Raw genomic sequence first — 21,586 nt, 5'->3', positions numbered from 1 at the left:
GGTCCAAACGTCCTCCATCCCGAACCGGAGCCTTTACTCAATGGTTGAGATAAAAGCGCACCACCTGCTTGTGTTATTTATATTGTTGCATCGCCAGATAGCCATCTGACCGCTATAGTCCAAACATAAAATTTATTCTGCTCTACTTTCGTTTTATTTGGATCGGTAATTATGGTCAGCAGCCCTGCAGGTATAACCCACTCTGCACTATATTCACCTAAAATACTGTCAGCAACCTGCCTTGAAAATAAACTCGGATGTGATGCACTGGAAATTGGTTCGATGCCGTCAAAAGTTTGACTGTAACCAACCATATTCATAATATTCGTCATTTTCGCCCGATGAGGGCTTAAAAAACCTGGGCGATAAGTTATATTTGGCGCAGCTACACTCATAACGATATATTTATCAAGCGGACGCCCATACTGAGCTGTATTGTTATAACTAATTGTCATCGACTCTGCGTCAGCATCATATAAATAATATTCTGCTCCTCGTATATCACTTATTCCTCCACCCTCCATTCTGAGCGTTGAAGATTCTAATAATTATTCAGGCAGACTAATGGCAATACAGGAGTTGAAAGAAGCAGACAGGGCGTATCAGGAAAAAAAGAAGCCGGAGTTAAAAACCAGCCTGCCAGGCAACTTTAAAATTGCTTTAAAGTGGTCAAAGTTTCCTCACAGGTTAACAATTTTTGCACGACATCGGATAACAATAGTAAGCAATGCCATTATTCTGGCTACCTGGGCGATTTTTTATTGATTATTTGATATATCTCAAACCTCGCTTTCACAGCAGGACTATTATTAGCAGCGCTCCGGGTCGTTAGCTCAGCTGGTAGAGCAGTTGACTCTTAATCAATTGGTCGCAGGTTCGAACCCTGCACGACCCACCAAATCCAGAGCAAAGACTACTGAGAAATTTTGTGTTGCGCCGCCAGCGGATTTCCGCTTCCTTTCTCCTCCTGCTTTTTCTGCTGAATGAAACTTGTACGCTATCCAATACATGGCAACAGTTTTACGCCCGAATGGGTTACGCCGTGCGGCGCATCATGTAATACGGAAACCTGCCGCAGGGCAGTCATCACGCCAGATCTTATCCATACTCCATAATGGCTTTTATGGCCTCGGATTTCAGAGCTTCAGCCAGGCGCTTCGCTGTCGGAGCCTGCAACATCAGCGATCGGGCTCACTTTCGTATCAGATTATCCAGCAGCTCGCAGGCCTGCACCATTGATGCGCCACTCTGGCCTGAGATACCCAGCAACAGACCCGAACGCGCCGCCGTGCCGGGTAAATACCAGCCAGAAAGCGGCGAAGGCGCGAGTCCATGATGATATGCCCGATGGACGAGAGTTCGGTCAGATACGCTTTCAGGAAGATTTACCAGTACAGATAAGCCGTTGATTTCAGCCTGATGGCCTGCCTGTTGCAGCAAATGCAGCAGCTCGCTACTCCGGCTACCGTAGATTTTCTTCATTTTTCGCAAATGGCGCAGAAAATGTCCTGCGCTTAAAAATGTGCGTGTAGCCATTTGCAGAGCCGGATTCGGCGCCGGAGAAAGAGAGGCAGCGATATCAGCCACAATATCAATCAATGATTGAGGCACGACGGCAAAACCAAGCCTGAGCTGCGGAGTGATCGTTTTACTGAAAGAGCCAATATGTATTACCCGGCCGCCGGTATCCTGGGAGGCAAGCGCCGGAGCCGCGCGCCGGTTAAGCTGCAGTTCGCCCAGGTAATCATCTTCAACGATCCAGCTGCCGTTACGGTTCGCCCAGGCCAGTAACTGGTTACGCCTTTCCTGAAACAATGTCATACCTAACGGCGCCTGTTGTCCGGGAGTCACCAGCGCCAGAGCCGCATCGGCAGCGTGCCGGATGCCATATGCCGTGTTTATACCTTCAGCATCCACGCTTACCGGCACGATCGTTAAGCCAGCCAGCTCTAATGCCCTTCTCGCCGGTGGGAACCCCGGATTTTCTACCCAGGCTTTCTGTCCGCCCAGGGAGAGAGCATGCAAGATTAAGCCGAGAGCGCCGGTAAAACCCGCCGTGATAAAAATCTGCGACGGATGGCATTTTATCCCGCGTGAAAGCGTCAGTAAGCCCGCAATTTCACGGCGCAGCTCGTTTTCACCCCGCGGATCGCCATAGTGATGGCTGGAAGACATAGCCTCACGCATCGCGGCGGCCAAAAGACGTGAAAATAACGGAACGGGAAAGGCATCATTGGCAGGAACCCCCATCTGAAAGGCGCCTGTCGGCAGTAAATAGTGCTGATAGAGGTCAGAAGCGGGCATAGCTTCAGGGAACAGCGGACAGCCAGCAATGGCAGGTAAAGGCTCCGCGATACAGGTGCCCCGCGAACGCGAGGTAACTACCAGTTGTTCATCAGATAAACGGTCATAGGCTGTTTTCACTGTCCCACGGGATATACCAAGCTGAGTAGCCAGATCGATCCACGACGGTAACCGTGTACCCGGAAGCAATACGCCTTCCCGGATCGCCTCAACGATTCCCCGACGAATTTGTTCAGAGATAGGTATCTTTGTTTTGCGATCGATTGTCAGCGCCAGCTTTTTTGTCATCATAACCTTTCCAGTCCTGGTATAAATGCCCCGCATCTTCAGGCCTGACGCGCCGGTTTTATACGCGAAGTTTTTATTTACGCTATCCGTAACGATTTGCCTTTCATCCCTGACGCCCAAAATCGTGGTACAGAGAAATCATTCAATTTTGGTTCTTTTAACTCTGTATCCAGCTGTTAAGCTTGACGCAAATCCCAGCAAAACGGAAACAGGAAAATGAGCCAACGCGTTGATTATACAAAAACTTCACCTGCGGGAGTAAAAGCTCTCGGCGGCGTATACGCCTATATTGCGCAGTGCGGGCTGGAGGATACGCTGGTGGAACTGGTCAACCTGCGGGTAAGCCAGATAAATGGTTGTGCATTTTGTCTGGATATGCACACGCGCGATCTTTTAAGCAAAGGGCTGAGCCCGGTAAAGCTGGCGCTTGTCCAGGTTTGGCAGGAAGCCGGTGACATTTTCAGCGAACGAGAAAAAGCAGCGTTATCATGGGCTGAGACCGTCACCAGAGTAGCGGAAACGCATGTGCCGGATTGCGCTTTCGCAGCGGCATCCGCCATCTTTACCGATAAAGAGCTGGCCGATCTTACCATGGCGATTGGGCTGATTAATGCTTATAACCGACTGGCCATTAGCTTTCGTAACGTACCGCGGGAGGCTGTCGATGCTGACTGCGCCGGTAAAACTAAAGCGAAACAGCCTCTTCCCCAAAGCTGAGTAGTTAATATCAGAACCAGCGACAGAAAACGCCTGATGAAAATAGCCTTAAACAGGCTATTTTTAACCGCGACAATAACCTGCACGCAGGAAAAAATATGAGCAAGCAATATTTGTGGTCGATGAGCGTTATTTTCAGCCTTATTTTTACAGCCGCAGCATCAGCGCATGAAACGCAACCGCGCAGCAATGAAGATATCGTTAAGCTAAATTTTGCGCACCGGTTGCCTGGTATTCCAGGAAAATCGCTGAAGGCCGTTGAGGTTATTTATCCCCCTGGCGCGGCGTCGCCTTCTCACAGGCACGCCTCTTCCGCATTTATTTATGCTTACGTTGTGGCAGGAGAAATTGTCAGCCAGGCAGCAGGCCAGCCTGAGCGCACCTGGCGCGCTGGCGAAAGCTGGTATGAAGAGCCGGGCGCTCATCATCTTGTCAGCCGTAATGCCAGTAAGGATGTTCCGGCAAAACTGTTGGCCGTGTTTGTAGTGGATAGCCACGATACTGAATTAACTATTGCTGACCAGCAGAAGTAGCGCGGTTTTATTTTCGCGGATGGCGGGAAGATGCCGCATTTTTGTATCAAGCTAACGGATAATCTGCATATGCCAGCTGATGCGAAAAGCCCTGCGCCGCGCAGCTCAGTCGCCTCGTCGCGCGCGGCTTATCCCCGCTGACGCGAAGAAACCGAAATCTGAGCCAGCGCTGGCGCCGTTATTGCGATTTATTCCAGCCAGCGCGGAGAACATCGTAGAACCGCGCAAAGATATTATCTGTTTCAACTTATCCCCGCTGACGCAGGGAACAGTACAGCAACAAAGCCGCGACGGAAAATGCGCCGTTAACGATTTGATTTCTCACCGAAGAAGTAAAATGCCAGCGGAAGAGAGAAGATCAGGGTTAATACCAGCGTATAGACCAGCACCATTGCGCCCTGTAACAGATACATCTGCGTGGTCCAGGTAGAGAGCGGCATATTATATTCCTCTACCACCCCGCCAATAGTGGCGCGAATTAAAATAGCCAGCGCCATACAGAACACAACAAATATCGCCAGGAGAAATTTTTTGCCTTCCGGCCGTCTCAGCTTTTCACGTATCACCGCCCCGCCTCCGATTATCAACACTGCCGTCTACCTTAGAGCATCAGATAGTTCTGGACAACCCCACGAAGGCTTCTGGTAAGGTATGCGGCACTAAAGCGAAGAATCTGGAACACTCCATGCTCTCAACACTCATCTATCGCAGCCACCTCTGCGATGACGTCCCGGTAAAAACCCTGGAAGAAATGGTGAGCAAAGCCAACCGACTCAATGAATTATATGACGTCACCGGTATTTTGCTGTTCAACGGAACCCATTTTTTCCAGGTGCTGGAGGGTCCTGAAGACGCGGTACACACCATCTACCAACGCATCAGTGCAGATCCCCGACATCATAATCTGGTCGAGCTGATGCGCGACTACGCCCCTGCCCGCCGCTTCGGCAATACCGGCATGGAACTGTTCGATCTGCGGGAATACGATCCGAACACCGTCCTGCAGGCGGTATTCGATAAGGGCACCACTAAATATCAGCTAACCTATGACGACCGGGTATTGCTGTTTATTCGTACCTTCGTTGAAGCGAGAGAAAAAGAGAACTATTTTGAGGTGCCGCCTGCGGATGCCTGGGATTTTATCGTTGATGAAGAGGCGAGCGCGCAGAGCGAAGCGATCTCTCCCGGCGCGGCGCGCTGGCACTACGCCTTTCAGCCGATTATCGATCCCTTCTCTCGGCGCATCGTCTCGCTTGAGGCGCTGATGCATAACGCAGACGGCGCCCCCCTGCGCGACGCCTTCTCTCAGCTGTCCAGCAGTGAAGTTTATGATATCGATCTCAAATCAAAAAAGCAGGCCTTCGCGCTGGCGAAAAAGCTGGATATTGAAGGGCTGACGCTTTCGATCAATTTGCTGCCGATGTCGCTGGTGATGGTGCCCGACGCGGTTGATTTTCTGCTGGCGGAGATTGAGGAAAACGGGCTGGTGCCTGAACAAATCGTGGTTGAAGTAACGGAAAATGAGGTTATTTCGCGCCTTGATGAGTTTGCCACCGCCATCAGGCAGCTAAAAGCGGCGGGGATTAGCGTAGCGATTGATAATTTCGGCGCAGGTTCCGCCGGTCTGCTGCTGCTGACGCGTTTCCAGCCCGATCGGATTAAGATCGACCGCAATATTATCAGCGAGGTGCATAAAAGCGGTCCAAAACAGGCTATCGTTCAGGCAGTCATTAAGTGTTGCTCATCGCTGGAGATCGCCATAACCGCAGAGGGCGTGGAGAAACCGGAGGAGTGGATGTGGCTGGAAGCCGCCGGCATCTATCATTTCCAGGGGCCGCTGTTCGCCGCGCCGAAGCTCAACGCTATCCCTGCCGTCGCCTGGCCGGAAAAGAATGGTTAACAAGCCCGGCGCTTAATGCCGGGCAGCGCCCGCGTTTATCGTCAACGCGGGCCAGCTTCAGCGGCGCGTTACGCCATGGTGGCCGCCGCTTTGTCCAGCGCGGCCTGAATCGCCGCCGCCAGCTCGTTAATTTCAAATTTGGCAACGTAGCCGTCGGCGCCTACCTTGCGCACATGCTCTTCGTTAGCGCTGCCGGAAAGCGACGAGTGGATCACTACCGGAATTTTCTTGAGATACTCCTCGCGCTTGATATTACGCGTCAGCGTAAAGCCATCCATTTCCGGCATTTCCAGATCGGTTAATACCAGACCGATACGCTCGCTGATCGGCTGCCCGGCCGCCTGCGCCTCGTGGGCGATGCGCTTAATTTTTTCCCAGGCTTCCAGGCCGGTGTTATGCATTATCACCGGCAGCCCCATGGTTTTCAGACCCTGTTCCAGCATGGTTCGCGCGACTTTTGAATCTTCCGCGACGATAACTGATGCGCCCGGTTTGATCTTAAAGGCGCGCCTGGCGACTTCCTGCGGAGCGGCATCGCGCACCGAAGGCATAATGTCATAAAGGATTTGCTCGACGTCCAGCACCATCGCCAGGTTGTTGCTCTGCCCGTCGCTTTCAAGACAGGCGATGCTGGTAATGTTACGGGAGCTGATACCCGACTCGGCGGTATGCACCTGATTCCAGTCAAGACGCACAATATTGTCAACCGACTCAACGGCGAAAGCCTGCGTACTGCGGGCATATTCCGTCACCAGCAGCAGGTTTAAACCGGTAGAGGGCGTGCAGCCGGCTACGGCAGCCAGATCGATAACCGGGATAATTTGCTCGCGAATATTGGCCATTCCCAGCAGCGGCGACTGCATGCCCGCCGCTTTGGTAATGGTGGGCATCGGTACGATTTCACGCAGTTTAAACACGTTGATACCAAACAGCTCAGCCTTTTCGCCATCAGGAGATGACCCCAGACGGAATAATAACAGTTCGAATTTATTAGATAAGGCGAGATTCGCTCTCTCATCAATATCTTTCTGGAAGTTATCCATTGTTACCTCTGGGTTATTATTGTGGCTGGCATAAGCGCACAATGCGATATCCATAATGTGTTTTTTGTTCTCGATACGGCGACGCAGGGCTTATGCTGCCGCTCTTATAAGTTATCGGCAGCTAAAAATAAAAATACAGAGGAAAAGGAATAACCTTATGCCTATTCTGTTTCATAACTCACAGTTTGTTGGGTAACAGCGCTTACGGATATGGTTTAGTGCGTTAAAAACGGACAGTTTGACAGCTCAGAAATAAAAAACCCCGCTCGGAAACGTCGGGGTTTTTCAGCGGCCAGGCAGGATAAAGCATCAATGTTTGCCGTCGGTATCGTAAGGATCGTCCTTATCGTCGCTGCTGTCATCGCGCTTACGCGGGATCTCTCCCGTCCTGTCGGGCGCGCCGTTGGCGGCAAAATCATCCTCTTCGTAAGGATTAGGGGCGTGCGGCGCATCTTCAGGCAGGCCATGATGCTCATGATCGTCCGGGAAAGGCTTGTTGTGATCGGGGCGTTCTGACATAGGTTCCTCCATTAACGCCGGTAAGTTAACAGAGTATAGGCGATAGCCTGAGCAGGCGCCGGGAATGCGCGCTGCTCTGATGATAAATAAAAAGGCCACCTGCAGGTAGCCTTATACTTAAGTTTAATTGTATTTATATTGTTACCGAAATAACCAGCATACGGTAAAAGGGTTCCCCTGGTGTGACCGCACTATCGTGCCATCTCTACGTTTACGGACGCATTTTTCGGGCTGCACACAGCGTTCAGATGGTTTAAATGAAAACCGGGCGAACCGTAACCGAGAAGACGCCGTCATTATTTATAAAACTAATTTATGGTTCTACTCCCCTAAAGTACAGGTCTTCCCCTGACTATAGTTGACCAGCCGCTAAAAAAAAGCGCCGCCGCCCCGCCTGCGACGGCGATTTGGCTGGCTTTGTATCAGGCGACGCCGAGCGCTACTTTTACTTCGTTAGCGATCTTTTCCACCTGCGGTCCGTAGATAACCTGCACGTCACGATCGCTGACGCGATTAACGCCGTTGGCGCCGGTAGTCATCAGCGTCTGATCCACCACCTCTTTCATATCCTTTACCCGCACGCGCAGGCGAGTAAAGCAACAGTCGACATCTTCGATGTTGCCTGCGCCGCCCAGCCCGCTGATGATCCTCCTGGTTCGCTCGTCGGCGCTGACCGTCTGCGCCGCCGCCTCCTGCTCTTCTGTTTCGCGCCCCGGCGTTTCAACATTCATACGCTTAATCACCCACTTAAAGCCGTAGTAGTAAAGCGGCGCGTAAACCACGCCCAGCGCCAGCGTCCACCACCAGTGGGTTTTAGCGCCGCCGAGGATACCGAAAACCACCAGATCGATAGCGCCGCCCTGCACGTTGCCAATCATCAGGTGCAGCATCGACATCAACATAAAAGAGAGACCGGTCAACAGCGCATGGATGATATAGAGTACCGGCGAAACGAAGATAAAGCAGAACTCCAGCGGCTCGGTGATGCCGGTGGTAAAAGAGGTTAAGGCGCCCGCCAGCACCAGCGCCTTAACGCGCTGCTTATGTTCCGGACGCGCGGTGTGATAAATCGCCAGCGCCGCGGCCGGCAGGCCGAACATCATGACCGGGATTTTTCCCTGAGCAAGAAAACGGGTCGCGCCGCGCACCACCTCGTCCGGGATAGTGCCGGGATGCGTCAGCGAGGCGTTAAAGATATTCAGCGCGCCGACAATAGTCTGGTTATCCACGGCGGCCACGCCGCCGATCGGCGTAAAGCGTACGGTTTCGTTCAGGATATGGTGCAGCCCGGTAGGGATCAGCAGCCGTTCGCAGGCGCCGAGTAAAAAAGCGCCATACTGCCCGCTTTTGCCGATAAATGCGCCAACCCAGGCGATACCGGCGCCGATGGTCGGCCAGATCAGCGCCAGCAGCACGCCCACCAGCGGCAGCACCACCACGGTGACGATCGGCACAAAGCGCCGCCCGCCGAAAAAGCTGATAGCGGTGGGCAGCTGCTGAGTATAAAAACGGTTATGCAGCATTACCGTCAGCAGACCGGCAATCACCCCGCCCAGCACGCTCATATTGAAAGTGAATATCCCCAGCATGTCGATATATTCCGCCGAGGTCATCATGGCCACCGTCTGGTCCATTCCCGCCCGCTGTAACGCTTCCGGCGTAGTGGTTTGCGCCGTGAGGCCTTTAGCGGCCAGCGTGGCGCTGATACCGACATGCATGGCGATAAAACCAATTACGGCGGCGAAAGCGGCGGTCGGTTTTTCCGCCTTTGCCAGACCGATAGCGCTGGCGACGGCGAAAAAGACCGGCAGGTTGGCAAACAGCGCCCCCGCCACCTTGCGTATAAAGCTGATGATAATTTGCGGCGTCTGCATAGTGGCGAAAGCCTCGCCGGTAATAGCAGGGTTTTGCATCGCAGCGGCAACGCCAAGAAAAATACCGGCGGCGGCTATCACTGAAATAGGCATCATCAATGCCTTGCCGAAGGCGTGAATCTTACTGGTGAAATCTTTCATTACCGGCCTCTGTCGCTGGGCAGAAAGCTTCATTATTAGCCAGCGACGGGATTCGCACCGCCCAGGGCGCGGCGGTCAAAGGATGAAATTTGAACGAACTCACACTTTTCCCGCGTTGCGATAAAGGAAACCTATCACACCATTAAGTCAATCAATTAGACAAAATATTTAACCGGCAGCAGACTCCCTGGCCAAAGAAGCAATAAATAATTAACAATTCCTAAACACCAACACCTGCATCCATATGAAATTCAAATCGCAAATAAAACCGTACCAGGCCGCGGCGGGCGGCTGGGGCTCGCTGGAAGCGACCACCCGTTTCGTTATCGACAGCAAACAGGCGCTGAAAAATATGCGCAACCTGATGCGTATGAACAAAGCCAAAGGCTTCGACTGTCCAGGCTGTGCCTGGGGCGACGATAATAAAAGCACCTTCAGCTTCTGTGAAAACGGCGCCAAGGCGGTTACCTGGGAAGCCACCCGCCGTTTCGTCAGCGCCGAATTCTTTGCGCAGCACAGCGTCAGCGCCCTATATCAGCAAAGCGACTATTTCCTGGAGTATCAGGGCCGCCTGACCGAGCCGCTACGCTATAACCGCCTGACCGACCATTACGAACCAATTAGCTGGGACAGCGCCTTTGCGCTGATCGCGCAGCATATCCATGCGCTGGATAACCCGAACCAGATGGAGCTGTATACCTCCGGACGCGCCAGCAACGAAGCCTCATGGCTCTATCAGCTGTTTGGCCGCATGGTCGGCACCAACAACTTTCCTGACTGCTCCAACATGTGCCATGAGGCCAGCGGATCTGGCCTGAAGCGCAGCATTGGCGTGGGCAAAGGCACTATCCGCCTGGACGATTTCGATTACGCGGACGCCATCTTCGTTTTTGGCCAAAACCCCGGCACCAATCATCCGCGCATGCTGCACAGCCTGCGTCACGCCGCCGATCGCGGTGCGCGCATCGTCACCTTTAATACCCTGCGCGAGCGCGGCCTGGAACGCTTTGCCGATCCGCAGAAGCCGCTGGAAGTGGTGACGTCGAAAGCGGGCGCCATTAGTTCGACCTATTATCAGCCTAACCTCGGCGGCGATATGGCCGCGGTGCGCGGTATGGTTAAAGCGCTGGCGGAAACCCACCGCGCCCGTATCGCCGCAGGCGAGAAAGGTTTGTTTGACGATGCCTTTATCAACGCCGCTACCCAGGGCGTGGAGGATTATCTCGCCGCCGTTGACGCCACCAGCTGGCAGCAGATCGTGCAGCAGTCCGGCCTGAGCGAGCAGCAGCTGCGCGAAGCGGCAGCCATCTACCAGAGCGCCGATCGGGTGATCTGTACCTGGGCGATGGGCATTACCCAGCACAAGCACTCGGTGGATACCGTGCGCGAGATCGTTAACCTGCAATTGCTGTTTGGTCAGCTCGGTAAAAAAGGCGCCGGCCTGTGCCCGGTGCGCGGCCACAGTAACGTGCAGGGCAACCGCACCATGGGCATCGATGAGAAACCTTCTCAGGCGTGGCTGGATGCGCTGGCGAAACACTTTAATTTTGCACCGCCGCGCACGCCGGGCCACAACACCGTTGAGGCGCTGGAAGCGATGCTGCGTGACGAGATAAAAGTGCTGATCGCGCTGGGCGGCAACCTTGCCGCCGCCGCGCCGGACAGCCCGCGTACCGAACAGGCAATGCAGCGCTGCGGCCTGACCGTGCATATCAGCACCAAGCTGAACCGCAGCCACCTGGTGCCGGGCCGCGACAGCCTGATTCTGCCGACGCTGGGGCGCACCGAGCAGGATATACAGGCGACCGGTTCGCAGTTTATTACCGTGGAAGACTCCTTCAGCATGGTGCACGCCTCCGAAGGCGTCGGCAAACCGCTGGCCGCCACCCAGCGCTCTGAAACCGCAATTGTGGCGGGCATCGCCAACGCCGTGCTCAGCAGTTTTAAAGTCGACTGGCTGGCGCTGGCGGCGGATTACAATAAAATCCGCGATCATATCGCCGCCACCATCCCCGGCTTTGCCGATTTCAATAAAAAATGCGAGCAGCCCGGCGGCTTTTATCTCGGCAACGCCGCGGCGGAGCTGCGATTCAATACGCCGGGCGGCAAGGCGCATTTCAGCGCAGCATCCCTGCCGGCTTCGCTTTATCCGCAGCTGGGCGATGTTGAGGTGCCTTTTACCCTGCAGTCGCTGCGCTCGCACGATCAGTACAACACCACGATTTACGGCCTCGATGACCGCTATCGCGGCGTATACGGCCAGCGCGAAGTGCTGTTTATCAATCCGGACGATATGAACGAGCTGGGCTACAGCGCCGGACAAAACGTGGATATTGAAACGCTGTGGAACGACGGCATCACCCGTCGGGTCAGCGGCTTTAAGCTGGTGCCCTACAATATTCCGCGCGGCAACCTGGCGGCCTACTATCCCGAAACCAACCCGCTGGTGCCCCTCTCCAGCTTTGGCGACGGCAGCGGCACGCCCACTTCGAAATCCGTGCCGGTGAAAATTTCGCTTACGGCGGAAGTGGCCTCGCAGCGTATTGCCTGATAGGCTGTAAGTCTGTGTAGAAAGCCGGAGCTATCCGGCTTTCTGCGTTTATTACACCTTGCCGCAGGACAGGTAATCGCGTAAAACTGTCTGCCGCTCTTAGGCCACGAAACTAAAAACAATTATGTTCCAGGATAACCCGCTGCTTGCGCAGCTTAAAGAGAAGCTTCATGCCCAGACGCCGCGTGTGGAAGGGGTGGTAAAAGGCACCGAAAAAGGTTTCGGTTTCCTCGAAGTCGATGCACAAAAAAGCTACTTTATTCCGCCGCCGCAGATGAAGAAAGTGATGCATGGCGACCGGGTGATTGCCGCGCTGCAAACCGATAAGGATCGCGAAATCGTTGAGCCGGAAACGCTGGTAGAGCCTTTCCTGTCGCGTTTCGTCGGCCGGGTACAGAAAAAAGACGATCGTCTGTCAATCGTGCCCGATCATCCGCTGCTGAAGGACGCCATTCAGTGCCGTCCGGCGCGTGGTCTGCAGCATGACTTTCAGGCGGGTGACTGGGCAGTGGCGGAAATGCGGCGTCATCCGTTAAAAGGCGACCGCAGCTTTTACGCTGAGCTGACGGAATTTATCACCACCGGCGACGATCACCTGGCGCCGTGGTGGGTGACACTGTCACGTCACAATCTTGAACGCGAAGCGCCGGCGGTTAACTTCAGCGAAATGCTGGATGAACAGCTGGAGCGTGAAGATCTTACCGCGCTGGATTTTGTCACTATCGACAGCGCCAGCACGGAAGATATGGACGATGCGCTGTTTGTCGAAGAGCTGGACGATAACGCGCTGCGCCTGACCATCGCCATCGCCGATCCTACCGCTTATGTGTCGGCCGACAGCGAGCTGGACGCCATCGCCGCCGAGCGCGCCTTCACTAACTATCTGCCGGGCTTTAATATCCCGATGCTGCCGCGCGAGCTTTCTGACGATGTCTGCTCGCTGCGCCCGAACGAACGCCGTCCGGCGCTGGCCTGCCGCGTTAACGTAGCCCAGGATGGCACGCTGTCCGGTATCCACTTCTTTGCCGCCTGGGTCGAATCCAAAGCTAAGCTGGTTTATGACGAAGTATCCGACTGGCTGGAAAACAGCGGCGAATGGCAGCCGTCGAGCGAAGCGATTGCCGGGCAGATCCGTCTGCTGCACCGCATTTGCCAGGCGCGCGTGGCGTGGCGCCAGCAGCATGCGCTGGTGTTTAAAGATCGCCCGGACTATCGCTTCCTGCTGGGCGAAAAAGGCGAAGTGCTGGATATCGTTGCCGAGCCGCGCCGCATCGCTAACCGTATCGTTGAAGAGGCGATGATCGCCGCCAATATCTGCGCCGCGATAGTGCTGCGCGAGAAGCTCGGCTTCGGCATCTATAACGTGCATCTGGGCTTTGACGCCGCTAACGCCGAACAGGCCGCCGCCGTACTGGCGCATCACGGCATCACCGCCGACGCCGCCGCGATGGCCACGCTGGAAGGCTTCCGCCAGCTGCGTCGTCAGCTGGATGCGCAGCCGACGCAGTTCCTCGACAGCCGCATTCGCCGCTTCCAGTCCTTTGCGGAAATCAGCACCGAACCCGGCCCGCACTTCGGCCTCGGCCTGGAGGCTTACGCAACCTGGACTTCACCGATTCGTAAGTATGGCGATATGGTCAACCATCGCCTGCTGAAGGCGATTATTCGCGGGGAGAGCGCGTCGCGCCCTGCCGATGAAGTCACGCTGAAAATGGGCGAGCGCCGTCGCCTGAACCGCATGGCCGAGCGTGACGTCGGCGACTGGCTCTATGCGCGCTTCCTGCAAAAGGCGGCGGGCAGCGATACCCGCTTCAGCGCTGAGATTATCGATATCTCCCGCGGCGGTATGCGTGTTCGCCTGCTGGATAACGGCGCCGTTGCCTTTATCCCGGCGCCCTTTATCCACGCAGTGCGCGATGAACTGGTATGCAGCCAGGAAAATGGCACGGTGCAGGTAAAAGGCGAAGTGGTTTACCGCGTAACCGATGTGATTGAGGTAACTATCGCCGAAGTGCGTATGGAAACCCGCAGCATTGTGGCGCGCCCGGCAGCCTGACGATATATTTACGGGACAGCCTGTTAGCTGTCCCGCTTCCGTTTTATCCCCTTCTCTGCTTCCGTTACGGCTAAAAACGCTCGCCGCCTCACACTTCTTTTACCTCCCGCTTTATTTAACAAATATTTAAATTAATTCTAACACTCCTAATTCCCTTCCCTCTGGATGTAACAAGGAGTGAGTCATGAGAAACCTTAAAAGCGGACTCATCTGGTTAGCCGTGGCGTTAACTGGCGCTTTTGCCTTCGCCATGCTGGCGATTAACCGGGGCGAGCCGGTTAACGCCGTCTGGCTGGTAGTAGCGGCAGTAGCCTGTTACAGCATCGCTTATCGCTTTTACAGTCTGTTTATCGCCAGAAATATCTTTGAGCTTAACGATAACCGCATCACGCCGGCCGAACGCTACAACGACGGCCTTGACTATGTCCCCACCAATAAATGGGTGCTGTTTGGCCATCACTTTGCGGCGATTGCCGGCGCCGGGCCGCTGGTCGGCCCTATTCTGGCGGCGCAGATGGGCTTTCTGCCTGGTACTATCTGGATTCTGGTTGGCGTCATGCTGGCCGGCGCCGTGCAGGATTTTCTGGTGCTGTTTATTTCGACGCGACGCGACGGCCGCTCGCTGGGCGAGATGGCGCGTCAGGAGCTGGGCGCCTTTGCCGGGGTGATTACTATGTTGGGCGCGCTGGGGGTGATGATCATTATTCTCTCGGCGCTGGCGCTGGTGGTGGTAAAAGCGCTGGCGAACAGTCCGTGGGGGCTATTTACCATTGCCGCCACTATTCCCATCGCGCTGCTGATGGGCATCTGGATGCGCTTTTTGCGTCCGGGGAAAATCGCTGAGGTTTCACTGATCGGCTTTGTGCTGATGATGGCGGCAATTATTTACGGCGGCGATATTGCTCAGCACCCTTACTGGGGGCCGTTCTTTACGCTGCAAGGCACTACCCTGACCTGGGTGCTGGTCGGCTACGGCTTTATCGCCTCGGTGCTGCCGGTCTGGCTGCTGCTGGCGCCGCGCGATTATCTCTCCACCTTTTTAAAAATCGGCGTTATCGTCGGGCTGGCGGTCGGCATTCTGTTCGCCATGCCGGAGATGAAAATGCCTGCCGTTTCGCGCTTTATTGACGGCAGCGGCCCGGTTTTCTCCGGCGCGCTCTTTCCGTTCCTGTTTATTACTATTGCCTGCGGCGCGATTTCCGGTTTTCACGCGCTGGTTTCCAGCGGCACCACGCCTAAGCTGGTGGAACGCGAAAGCCATATCCGCTTTATCGGCTATGGCGCGATGCTGATGGAATCTTTCGTCGCCATTATGGCGCTGATCTGCGCCTCGGTAATCGATCCGGGCGTCTACTTCGCCATGAATGCGCCGGCGGCGCTGATCGGCACCACGGTGGAAAACGCTGCGCAGGTGATCAACGGCTGGGGATTTGTGGTGACGCCGGAGATGCTGAACGGCGTTGCCCGCGACGTCGGCGAGGCGTCGGTGCTTTCCCGCGCCGGAGGCGCCCCAACTTTCGCCGTCGGCATGGCGCATATTATTACCGATGTGTTTAACAGCCGCGCGATGATGGCGTTCTGGTATCACTTCGCCATTCTGTTCGAGGCGCTGTTTATTCTTACCGCCGTCGACGCCGGCACCCGCGCCTGCCGCTTTATGGTGCAGGACCTGGCAGGCACGTTGATTCCCAGCCTGGCAAACAATCGCTCCTGGCTGGGCAATATGGCGGGCACCGCCGTAGCGGTAGCGGGCTGGGGCTTTTTCGTTTACCAGGGCGTGGTCGATCCGCTGGGCGGCATCAATACGCTCTGGCCGCTGTTCGGCATCGGCAACCAGATGCTGGCTTCCATGGCGCTGATCCTGGGTACCGTGGTGCTGTTTAAAATGAAGAAGCAGCGCTACGCCTGGGTAACGATTCTGCCGACGGCGTGGCTGTTCGTCACCTCAATGACCGCCGGCTGGCAAAAGATCTTCCATGAGAATCCGGCGATTGGCTTCCTGGCGCAGGCCAACAAGTTCAGTAAGGCGATTGACGACGGCGTGGTTATCGCGCCGGCGAAGAGCGTTGCGGATATGCAGACCATCGTGCTGAGCAATCAGATTAACGCCGCGCTGTGCGCCTTTTTTATGCTGGTTGCCGTTACCATGCTGATTGCCGCCTTTTTTGTTATTCGCCGCGCCCTGAAAAGCGAGCGCCCCACTACCCATGAAACCACGCCGGCGCTGCGTAAGGAGGCGGGTCATGTCTGAATATTTTTTATTACCGCCGCCGCGCAGAACGCCGATCATCTATCGCTGTCGGGCGCTGGCTGCGTCGCAAAGCGCCGCGCCGCGTGGCCTGCGTCTGTTCTGGCAGCGGCTGGCGCAAAGTTTTCGGCTGATGGTTGGCGTGCAGGATTATCAAACCTACCTGCGCCATATGCGGCAGCATCATCCCGCCACGCCGCCGATGACGGAAAAGGCGTTTCATCGCTATTGTCTTGAAGCGCGCTTTCCCAGCCAGGCAGGTAAAATCGGAAAATGCCCCTGTTGATTCATTAACTGGTGTTAACCTTCCTTTTTGCCTGCTAGTATCGCTGTGCGGTATAACTTCGCTTGCGCCATGGAAAATGGCGCTTTATTGTCATCTGCTGCGCCAAATGTTAATTTTCCTCAGAAAAAATTTCATTTTGATACGCGCTGTGCTTATGTATTCGGGTGGGAAGTATTACTAAAATAACGATAGTTCGCGCGTTCTGTTTATAGGATGATCCGTATGCTTGAAGATCAGGGGCAAACGTTGCTCTTTACGCTGTTTGGCACCCGCAGCCCCTACTGGCACCTTACATCCGACAGCGATGCACTCAGGCTCTCCCGCGAAGAGCTGGCGGAAACCAATCTCGCCGTGCCGCTTTCTCCTTCTCAGGCGCAGCTGCTGCGCGCTATGACCGTGGTAACCTCCAGCGTAAACCTGGTAATTAACTTGCGCGGCGAAGAGCTGCCGATGCACTTCGTCGGGCGCCGGGTAAACCAGGGTGAATGGGCGGGCACCGCTTCAGCATGGGGCGATACCTCATCGGTGGCGCGCGATCTGACGCAGGGGCTTTCCTTTGCCGAACAGGTGGTATCGGAAGCTAATTCGGTGATCGTGATCCTCGATCAGCACGGCAATATTCAGCGCTTTAACCGCCTGAGCGAGGAGTATACCGGCCTGAAAGAGCAGGAAGTGATCGGCCGCAACGTCTTTCAGCTGTTTATGACCCGGCAGGAGGCGCTGGCGTCGCGCCGTAACATTACCGGCTTTTTCCGCGACGGCAGCTCCTATGAAGTGGAGCGCTGGATTAAAACCCGCAAGGGCCAGCGTCTGTTTCTGTTCCGCAATAAGTTTGTGCACAGCGGCAGCGGCAAAAACGAAATCTATCTGATCTGCTCCGGCACCGATATTACCGAAGAGCGGCGCGCGCAGGAACGGCTGCGCGTGCTGGCGAATACCGATACGGTTACCGGCCTGCCGAATCGTAACGCCATTCACCAACGCATTACCGAAGTGCTGGAGAAGCGCGGCGATGGTCAGATCGGCGTGGTTTACCTCGATCTGGATAACTTTAAAAAGGTGAACGACGCCTACGGCCATATGTTCGGCGATCAGCTGTTGCAGGCGGTGTCGCTGGCGGTGCTCTCCTGCCTGGAAGCGCAGCAAACGCTGGGACGACTCGGCGGCGACGAATTTATCGTGCTGGCGGAAAACAGCAGCCAGGCGGCGCTGGAAGCGATGGCGGCCCGTATCCTTACCCGGCTGCGCCAGCCTTTTCGCATCGGCCTGATCGAGGTCTATACCGGCTGCTCCATTGGTATTGCGCTGGCGCCAGAGCATGGCGAAGATCGCGAAAGCCTGATCCGCAACGCCGATACGGCGATGTATCACGCTAAAGAGAGCGGACGCGGCCAGCTTTGCCTGTTTTCGCCGGAGATGAATCAGCGGGTGTTTGAATATCTCTGGCTTGATACTAACCTGCGTAAGGCGCTGGAGCATCAGCAGCTGATTATCCACTATCAGCCCAAAATCAGCCCGGACGGCAAGGTTAACAGCGCGGAGGCGCTGGTGCGCTGGCTGTCGCCGGAGCGCGGTCTGATTCCGCCCAACGAATTTATCGCCTATGCCGAAGAGTCCGGCCTGATCGTCCCGCTGGGGCGTTGGGTGATGCTTACCGCGCTACAGCAGATTCTTGCCTGGCGCCGGCAAGGCATTTTCCTGCGCGTTGCGGTAAACGTCTCCGCACGCCAGCTGATCGATCAAAGCATCTATAACGATCTGAAGCAGGCGCTGCAGCAGAACGGCATCTCTGTGAGCCCTATCGATATAGAGCTGACCGAAAGCTGCCTGATTGACAACGAGCAGCAGGCGCTGCACCTGATGCACCAGTTTCGCCAGCTGGGCGCGGAGGTTCATCTGGATGATTTCGGCACCGGCTACTCTTCGCTCTCTCAGCTGGCGCGCGTGCCGATCGACGCCATCAAGCTGGATCAGAGTTTTGTGCGCGACGTGGATGAACGTCCGATATCGCAGTCGCTGGTGCGCGCTATCGTCGCGGTAGCGAAGGCGCTGCATCTGCGGGTTATTGCGGAAGGAGTGGAAACGGCAAAAGAAGAGCAGTTTTTACTGGAGAACGGCGTCGATGAGCGCCAGGGCTACTACTACGGAAAGCCAATGCCCGCAGACATGCTGGAACATTGGCTGGCTCAGCGTCCTGCCGGTTCTTAGTGATTCCTGTTAATGACTTTCAGACCTGAAGGGTAGCGGTTAGCTGGCTTTACGCAGCTGCGAACTGAGTCGGTTTTGCAGCTGCACCAGGCGCGCCATATAGGCGAGATCCTTCTCTTCAATGGAAAAAGCGAAATCTACCCAGTCTTCGGTGATATCCATCAGCTCAGCGCGGGTTAACTGCAACACGCGCTGACGCGCCTTCAGCATCGCCTTAACGCCGTTGAGCTTCGGACGCAGCGTATCGATAAAGGTGCGGGTGGCGCGGTAGCCCTCTCCCGGCTGAAACAGCCGATCCACCAGGCCGCGCGTTTCGAACCACTCTGCGGTATGGCTTTCACCTTCGCAGATCAGCTCTTCCGCCAGTTTCATACCCGCACGACGCGCTACCAACGAGTAGCCGCCCATCCCCGGAAACAGATTAAAGGCGATTTCCGGGAATCCCATACGGGCATTATTCTGGGCCAGCAGAAAATGATGGGCCAGCGCCGCCTCGAAGCCGCCGCCTAATGCGCTGCCCTCCACCATCGCGATAGTCACCGCGCCGGTATCGAAACCGCGTGCCGCCGCATGAATGCAGTCGACACAGGCGCGCGCATAGGCGCGTAGCGCTTCGCGGCGTCCATTCTGGATGCAGTCGACAAAAAAGCTGAGATCGCCGCCGGCGTTAAACATCTGCGGCACCAGCGAGCCGGTTACCCAAAAATCAATGGTTAAACCTGAACGCTGAGCGGCATAGCTCAGGTTCATGATCTCTTCTATCAGCCCATGATTGAAGGATGGACGCGGTTCCGCCCGTAGCAACATCCACATGGTACGTCGCTCTTCTTCATAATAAGCATCCAGTTGGGTAGTTTGTCCAGCTTCAGTGAACAGTCTGCAGGTGGGTTGGTTAATTACTGACATAGTCTCATCCTCTGTATAATTGATGCGTTAAACGCATCACCAGCGTAATGCAGAGCGAGACAACACTGAATGAAGGGCTGATTTTTAAGATAAAAAGCAGAAAGCCCCACCGACAAATGCGTCGGTGAGGCAGGCAGGATATTATTTTATCGCCGCGGTTTGGTCAGCGGCAATATGCTGACGTTTCACCCACTTAGAATAAACGGCAGTAATGATTGGCACTAACAGCGAGGTGACGATCACTGAAGTTGCCACCAGCGTGGTTGCCGCTGGCGCTACCGGTTTAAACTGCGGCACCATTTCCGCAATCAGCACCGGCGTTGCTACCGCCGCGCCCGCCGAGCTGGACGCCGCCACGCCCGCCGTACCGTCGCCGCCGCCAATCAGGCGATCGGCAATAATCAGCGGAATACCGGTTACGATAATCACTGCAATACCCAGCAGAATACCCAGCAGACCTGTCTGCGCGATTACGGATAGATCGATGGTATTTCCCAGCGCGAAAGCGAAGAAAGGAATCAGGGTCTGCACCGCTTTGCTGAAGAATTCACGCAGCTCAGGATCGAGGTTGCCTAACGTAAAGCCGACAACGAACGGCAGCACCGCGCCGACAAATACGTGCGGCTCAAAGGATGCGATACCTGCCGTGCCGAGGATGACCATGGTCATCAGCGGGCCGGACTCCAGCGACATCAGAACAAAGGCGCCCGCCTCTTCTTTTGTGCCGTACTGCTGCATGAGCGATGCGTAAAGACCACCGTTGGTCATATCCATCGCCGCCACTAACGCCAGCGTAGAAAGCCCTGCCAGCATACCAACTTCGAAACCGTTTTCCGGGATAAAACGGGAAGCGATAGCGGCAACGATCCATGCAACGGCGATTTTAGTGACTACCAGCGTGCCGGATTTACGCAGCACGGTGCCGGTAGCGCTGATTTTAATCGACGCGCCCATACAGAAGAACCAGACGGCCAGAATCGGCACCGTCCCGCTCATCAGACCGTTGGTAAACGATCCCAGGTGTTTGCCCGCATCGGGGGAAAAGGTATGACAAAGCGCCCCCAAAAAAAGGGGCACTAACATCATCCCACCTGGAATTTTATCGATAGCTTTCTTGATTTGCATTTTTTTCCACCTTAGTTAAACAGGACAATGATTCGGTCCTGCACGGCCCAATAGGGTCGATGGCGCGCAACATAACCCTATTTTTTGATGGAAAAAGTGATCTCGCCTATATTTTTGAAACGTTGTTTTATAAAAACTCGAACAATTGTTTCAATTATGCGATTAACCTCAATTTTTTTGCCCATACCAGGCGTTCGATCCATGCTTACGCAGCCAGTGCACATCGAGTAATGACTGCTGCATCGCCGGCAGCGCAGGCGCAAGCTGCTGGCTGAAAAGCGCCATATAAGCTACCTCTTCCAGCACGACCGCATTATGCACCGCCTGCTCAGCGTTTTTGCCCCAGGCGAAAGGGCCATGGGAATGAACCAGCGCCGCCGGAATGACGTGTGGTGCGATATCGCGCTGGCGTAGGGTCTCGATAATTACCTGCCCGGTTTCCCACTCATAGCTTGCCGCAATCTCTTCGTCGCTCAGCCTGCGCGTACAGGGAACGGCACCGTAGAAGTCATCAGCATGAGTAGTGCCCCAGGCCGGAATATCACGCCCCGCCTGCGCCCAGATGGTGGCGTGGCGCGAATGGGTATGTACAATACCGCCGATATTATCCCAGGCCTGATAGAGCGCGCGGTGCGTGGCCGTATCTGAAGAGGGGCGCTTATCGCCTTCGACAACCTCACCGCTCTCCAGCGCCACCACCACCATATCGTCACGCTTCATCGCCTTATAGCTGACGCCGGAAGGCTTAATCACCAGCAAACCGCGTTCGCGATCGATAGCGCTGACGTTTCCCCAGGTAAAGGTCACCAGCCGATGCTCCGGCAGGGCCAGATTCGCTTCAAGCACCTGTTCTTTAAGTTGTTCCAGCATAAATTTTCCATCCCGCA

General features: G+C 55.3%; 18 protein-coding genes and 1 tRNA gene. 10 read left to right on the top strand and 9 right to left on the bottom strand.

All coding sequences use genetic code 11. The features are described 5' to 3' along the window. Positions 1-77: 77 nt before the first annotated feature. Positions 78-524 carry a hypothetical protein gene (locus tag FKM52_RS06955; RefSeq protein ID WP_141175466.1) on the bottom strand — a complete coding sequence of 149 codons (447 nt, stop codon included), beginning with the start codon at positions 522-524 and terminating at the stop codon, positions 78-80. A gap of 40 nt (positions 525-564) precedes the next feature. Here FKM52_RS06955 and FKM52_RS06950 point away from each other — a divergent pair, with 40 nt between their 5' ends. Both FKM52_RS06950 and FKM52_RS06945 read left to right on the top strand, forming a co-directional pair. Beyond that, positions 565-765, top strand: coding sequence for a hypothetical protein (locus tag FKM52_RS06950; RefSeq protein ID WP_141175465.1), 201 nt, complete (start codon positions 565-567; stop codon positions 763-765). A 57-nt stretch (positions 766-822) separates the two neighbouring features. Continuing rightward, positions 823-898 (top strand) — tRNA-Lys (locus tag FKM52_RS06945). A gap of 293 nt (positions 899-1,191) precedes the next feature. Here the strand turns inward: FKM52_RS06945 and pdxR are convergent. Next, entirely contained in the window at positions 1,192-2,595 is a 1,404-nt protein-coding gene (gene pdxR, locus FKM52_RS06940; protein ID WP_220446290.1) for a MocR-like pyridoxine biosynthesis transcription factor PdxR, read from the bottom strand. Between the two features lie 213 nt (positions 2,596-2,808). Between pdxR and FKM52_RS06935 the strand changes: the two genes are divergently transcribed. Further along, the gene (locus FKM52_RS06935; RefSeq protein WP_141175464.1) at positions 2,809-3,309 is read left to right on the top strand and encodes a carboxymuconolactone decarboxylase family protein; all 501 of its coding nucleotides are present in this window, start codon (positions 2,809-2,811) and stop codon (positions 3,307-3,309) included. Between the two features lie 98 nt (positions 3,310-3,407). After that, positions 3,408-3,842 (top strand): cupin domain-containing protein, encoded by a 435-nt coding sequence (locus tag FKM52_RS06930; protein ID WP_141175463.1) that lies wholly within the window; start codon positions 3,408-3,410, stop codon positions 3,840-3,842. Positions 3,843-4,147: 305 nt separating this feature from the next. Here the strand turns inward: FKM52_RS06930 and FKM52_RS06925 are convergent, their stop codons facing one another. Further along, positions 4,148-4,408, bottom strand: coding sequence for a DUF2534 family protein (locus FKM52_RS06925; RefSeq protein ID WP_141175588.1), 261 nt, complete (start codon positions 4,406-4,408; stop codon positions 4,148-4,150). Between the two features lie 119 nt (positions 4,409-4,527). Here FKM52_RS06925 and FKM52_RS06920 point away from each other — a divergent pair, with 119 nt between their 5' ends. Further along, complete coding sequence (locus tag FKM52_RS06920; RefSeq protein WP_141175462.1) at positions 4,528-5,742, top strand: diguanylate phosphodiesterase; 1,215 nt, start codon at positions 4,528-4,530, stop codon at positions 5,740-5,742. A 68-nt stretch (positions 5,743-5,810) separates the two neighbouring features. Here the strand turns inward: FKM52_RS06920 and FKM52_RS06915 are convergent, their stop codons facing one another. From FKM52_RS06915 to FKM52_RS06905, 3 genes are all read right to left on the bottom strand, one after another. Continuing rightward, positions 5,811-6,785 (bottom strand): chemotaxis protein, encoded by a 975-nt coding sequence (locus FKM52_RS06915; protein ID WP_141175587.1) that lies wholly within the window; start codon positions 6,783-6,785, stop codon positions 5,811-5,813. A gap of 309 nt (positions 6,786-7,094) precedes the next feature. Further along, positions 7,095-7,304, bottom strand: a complete 210-nt coding sequence (locus FKM52_RS06910) for a hypothetical protein (RefSeq protein ID WP_141175461.1) — start codon at positions 7,302-7,304, stop codon at positions 7,095-7,097. Between the two features lie 422 nt (positions 7,305-7,726). Next, complete coding sequence (locus FKM52_RS06905) at positions 7,727-9,319, bottom strand: PTS transporter subunit EIIC (protein WP_141175460.1); 1,593 nt, start codon at positions 9,317-9,319, stop codon at positions 7,727-7,729. Between the two features lie 244 nt (positions 9,320-9,563). Between FKM52_RS06905 and FKM52_RS06900 the strand changes: the two genes are divergently transcribed. From FKM52_RS06900 to pdeR, 5 genes are all read left to right on the top strand, one after another. Further along, positions 9,564-11,870, top strand: a complete 2,307-nt coding sequence (locus tag FKM52_RS06900; RefSeq protein WP_141175459.1) for an FdhF/YdeP family oxidoreductase — start codon at positions 9,564-9,566, stop codon at positions 11,868-11,870. Positions 11,871-11,994: 124 nt separating this feature from the next. Beyond that, entirely contained in the window at positions 11,995-13,926 is a 1,932-nt protein-coding gene (locus tag FKM52_RS06895; RefSeq protein ID WP_141175458.1) for an exoribonuclease II, read from the top strand. Positions 13,927-14,110: 184 nt separating this feature from the next. Beyond that, positions 14,111-16,177 (top strand): carbon starvation CstA family protein, encoded by a 2,067-nt coding sequence (locus FKM52_RS06890; RefSeq protein ID WP_141175457.1) that lies wholly within the window; start codon positions 14,111-14,113, stop codon positions 16,175-16,177. Next, positions 16,170-16,460: a YbdD/YjiX family protein gene (locus tag FKM52_RS21935; protein WP_141175456.1), complete on the top strand. Its 291-nt coding sequence runs from the start codon at positions 16,170-16,172 to the stop codon at positions 16,458-16,460. Before FKM52_RS06890 ends, FKM52_RS21935 begins: the two co-directional genes overlap by 8 nt. Positions 16,461-16,682: 222 nt before the next feature. Continuing rightward, on the top strand, positions 16,683-18,668 hold the full coding sequence (gene pdeR, locus FKM52_RS06880; RefSeq protein WP_141175455.1) for a cyclic di-GMP phosphodiesterase: 1,986 nt from the start codon (positions 16,683-16,685) through the stop codon (positions 18,666-18,668). A gap of 39 nt (positions 18,669-18,707) precedes the next feature. On the opposite strand, the gene FKM52_RS06875 is transcribed toward pdeR, so the two are convergent. From FKM52_RS06875 to araD, 3 genes are all read right to left on the bottom strand, one after another. Further along, on the bottom strand, positions 18,708-19,574 hold the full coding sequence (locus FKM52_RS06875; protein ID WP_141175454.1) for a crotonase/enoyl-CoA hydratase family protein: 867 nt from the start codon (positions 19,572-19,574) through the stop codon (positions 18,708-18,710). Positions 19,575-19,715: 141 nt separating this feature from the next. Continuing rightward, on the bottom strand, positions 19,716-20,699 hold the full coding sequence (gene kdgT / locus FKM52_RS06870; RefSeq protein WP_141175453.1) for a 2-keto-3-deoxygluconate transporter: 984 nt from the start codon (positions 20,697-20,699) through the stop codon (positions 19,716-19,718). A gap of 168 nt (positions 20,700-20,867) precedes the next feature. After that, the gene (gene araD / locus FKM52_RS06865) at positions 20,868-21,569 is read right to left on the bottom strand and encodes an L-ribulose-5-phosphate 4-epimerase (RefSeq protein ID WP_141175452.1); all 702 of its coding nucleotides are present in this window, start codon (positions 21,567-21,569) and stop codon (positions 20,868-20,870) included. Positions 21,570-21,586 lie beyond the last annotated feature (17 nt).

The sequence above is a fragment of the Mixta tenebrionis genome (assembly GCF_006517625.1).
In the GTDB taxonomy this organism is placed as follows: domain Bacteria; phylum Pseudomonadota; class Gammaproteobacteria; order Enterobacterales; family Enterobacteriaceae; genus Mixta; species Mixta tenebrionis.
Note: the sequence above shows the minus strand (reverse complement) of the source record. Positions and strands in the feature narration are given on the sequence as shown.